Below are 3,004 nucleotides of genomic sequence, written 5' to 3'. Positions count from 1 at the left end.
ATGGCCGAGGCCGCCGCGGGGTGCCGGACCGGTGGCCTCGTCGTCGCCGAGGCGGAGGCGCTGACCTTCGTGGGGCACTGTGCCCCCGGCGAGGTGCTGGGCATGAGCGAGGGGGAGGTCGTGCTGATCGCCCCCGACCTGAGTGTCGGTGCCCTGTGGTTGGCTCACCGCATGCTGACGGCCGGGGGTGAGCTGGTGACCGCGCTGGTGGGGGCGGACGCGCCCACGGAGCTGGGGGACCGGCTGGTGGAGGACCTGCGCCGCACCCACCCGGAGGTCGACGTGCTGGTCTACGAGGGCGGGCAGGCGGACTACCCGCTGGTGCTGGGGGTCGAGTGAAGGTCGATCTGGACACCTCGCTGGTGGACGTCGTCGGGGCCGCGACCGCGAAGGCGCTCGGCGGGAAGCTGGAGCTGCACACCGTCGGTGACCTGGTGCGGCACTATCCGCGCCGGTACGTGGAGCGCGGGAAGCTGTCGGACATCGCCGGGCTGGCGGTGGGGGACCACGTCACGGTGATCGCCACCGTGGCGTCGGCGGTCACCCGGAAGATGCAGAACCGGCGCGGCTCGCTCATGAACGCCGTGATCCGGGACGCCAAGGGCGCCGAGCTCGCGTGCACGTTCTTCAACGCCTACAAGGTCCAGGGCATCGTGAAGGTCGGCGCCACGCTGATGTTCTCGGGCACGGTGTCGGTCTACCAGCGTGGGCGGGTCTCGCAGCTGCAGCTCACCCACCCCGAGTTCGAGGAGCTGGAGGAGGACTCGGCGGACCGGCCGTTCATCTCGATCTACCCGGCCACGAAGGGGGTGCCCTCCTCCGCGATCGGGCGCAGCGTGCGGCAGGTGCTCGCGCTGCTCGACGATCCCACGGACCCGCTGCCCGAGACGTTGCGGGAGTCGCACGGGCTGGCCTCGCTGGGCTCGGCGCTGCGCCGGATCCACGTGCCGCAGTCCGAGTCGGAGCGGTTCGCGGCCATGGCGCGGCTCGTGTGGGACGAGGCGTTCGGCGTGCAGCTCGCCCTGTCGCTGCAGCGGGAGCGGTCGCTGCGCAGGCCCGCCGCACCGTCGCCGCGGCTCGCGGGCGGCCTGCTCGAGGCCTTCGACGCCCGGCTGCCGTTCACGCTGACCCCCGGCCAGGTCGCCGTCGGCGAGGAGATCGCGGCGGACCTCGGGCGGCCGTTGCCGATGAACCGCCTCGTGCAGGGGGACGTCGGCGCGGGCAAGACGATCGTGGCGCTGCGGGCGATGCTGCAGGTCGTCGACTCGGGGCGGCAGGCCGCGATGCTGGCGCCGACCGAGGTGCTGGCCACGCAGCACGCGCGGTCGCTGCGGTCGATGCTCGGGCCGCTCGGTGCGGGCGGTGAGCTGGGGTCGGCCGACAACGCCACGCAGGTCACGCTGCTGACCGGGTCGATGAGCACGGCCGAGCGGCGGAAGGCGCTGCTGGACATCCAGTCGGGGGCGGCGGGGATCGTCGTCGGGACACACGCGATCATCGAGGACACGGTCGGGTTCGCCGAGCTCGGGCTCGTGGTGGTCGACGAGCAGCACCGGTTCGGCGTGGAGCAGCGGGACGCGCTCCGCGGGCGTGGGGAGCGGACCCCGCACCTGCTGGTCATGACCGCCACGCCCATCCCGCGCACCGTGGCGATGACGGTCTACGGGGACCTCGAGGTCTCGGCGCTGACCGAGCTGCCCAAGGGGCGGTCGCCGATCAGGACCACGGTCGTCCCGGCGGGGGAGAAGCCCTCCTGGTTGGAACGCGTGTGGGCGCGGATCCGCGAGGAGGTCGCGGGCGGGCACCAGTGCTACGTCGTGTTCCCGCGGGTGGGTGGCGAGTACGCCACGGCGAAGAAGAAGTCCGCCTCCGACGAGGGGGAGGAGCCGGACGAGGGGGCCGACTCCGACGCGGAGGAGCGCAGGCCGCCACTGGCGGTGGAGGACGTGGCGCCCCAGCTCGCCGAGGGCCCGCTGGCGGGGCTGCGGATCGGGATCCTGCACGGCAAGCTGCCCGCGGACGAGAAGGAGCTCCGGATGCGGGCCTTCGACGCGGGCGAGCTGGACGTGCTGATGGCCACCACGGTGATCGAGGTGGGTGTGGACGTCCCCAACGCCACCGGGATGATCATCATGGACGCGGACCGGTTCGGGCTCTCGCAGCTCCACCAGCTGCGTGGCCGGGTGGGCCGCGGCTCGGCACCGGGGGTGTGCCTGCTGGTCACGGACATGCCCGCGGGCACCACGGCCCGCGAACGGCTCGACGCGATCGCCGGCACCACGGACGGGTTCGAGCTGGCCCGGCTGGACCTGGAGCTGCGCCGGGAGGGGGACATCCTGGGCGCCACCCAGTCCGGCACCCGCTCCGGCCTCAAGCTCCTGTCGCTGCTGCGGCACGAGGAGGTGATCGCCGAGACGAGGGTCGTGGCGGCCCACCTCGTGGCGTCGGACCCCGGCCTCGCGAACCACCCCGGCCTGCGCGCACTGGTCACGGAGACGGTGGGCGACGAACAGGCCGCCGCCTACCTGGACAAGGTCTGATGCGGGTCGGTCAGGCGGAGAGGGAGCCTCGGCCGTCGTTCTCCAGGGCCGCGGTGGCGCCCTTCGGGAGGTGCACCACGCCCGCCTTCTCCAGCTTCGCCAGCTCGGAGCGGGCCATGGAGTAGGCGGCGTGGCGTTCGGCGTCGTTGTCCGAGTCCCGGGCGGTGGTCAGCAGCTTGATCGCCCGCTCCACGGAGGTGCGCTCGGAGGCGGACAGCGTGGAGTACCGGATGCGCTCGGCCGCGTCCCGCGCCGCCTCCCAGGCCCGCGCGGCCCGGTCCACGGCCGCGACGAACGCCTCCGCGTGGGCGCGGTCGGCGGGGCGGGAGTCCGTGTCCAAGGCCTGGGCCTCGGCGAAGGCCTCGACGAACCGGCCGGTGCTGGGCACCGACACGTCCGCCAGGGCGGGCAGCCGCAGCACCGCCATCGGGTCGCACTCGAAGGCCGTGTACTCCTCGCGGAGC

Annotated in this window: 2 protein-coding genes and 1 pseudogene; 2 read left to right on the top strand and 1 reads right to left on the bottom strand. The window is 73.6% G+C overall.

Features of this window, described 5'->3' with window-relative positions; genetic code table 11:
- Window positions 1-339, top strand: a pseudogene (locus tag H5J29_RS27255) (DAK2 domain-containing protein); the annotation flags it as partial.
- On the top strand, window positions 336-2,540 hold the full coding sequence (recG, locus tag H5J29_RS27250) for an ATP-dependent DNA helicase RecG (RefSeq protein WP_181783858.1): 2,205 nt from the start codon (window positions 336-338) through the stop codon (window positions 2,538-2,540). The pseudogene H5J29_RS27255 and the gene recG, both read left to right, overlap by 4 nt.
- A 10-nt stretch (window positions 2,541-2,550) precedes the next feature.
- On the opposite strand, the gene H5J29_RS27245 is transcribed toward recG, so the two are convergent.
- Window positions 2,551-3,004: hypothetical protein (locus H5J29_RS27245; RefSeq protein ID WP_220187999.1), on the bottom strand; the 454-nt coding region annotated here is incomplete at its 5' end.

The organism is Pseudonocardia pini (genome assembly GCF_013870575.1).
Taxonomy (GTDB): Bacteria; Actinomycetota; Actinomycetes; order Mycobacteriales; family Pseudonocardiaceae; genus Pseudonocardia; species Pseudonocardia pini.
This window is presented reverse-complemented; position numbering and strand designations above follow the sequence as displayed.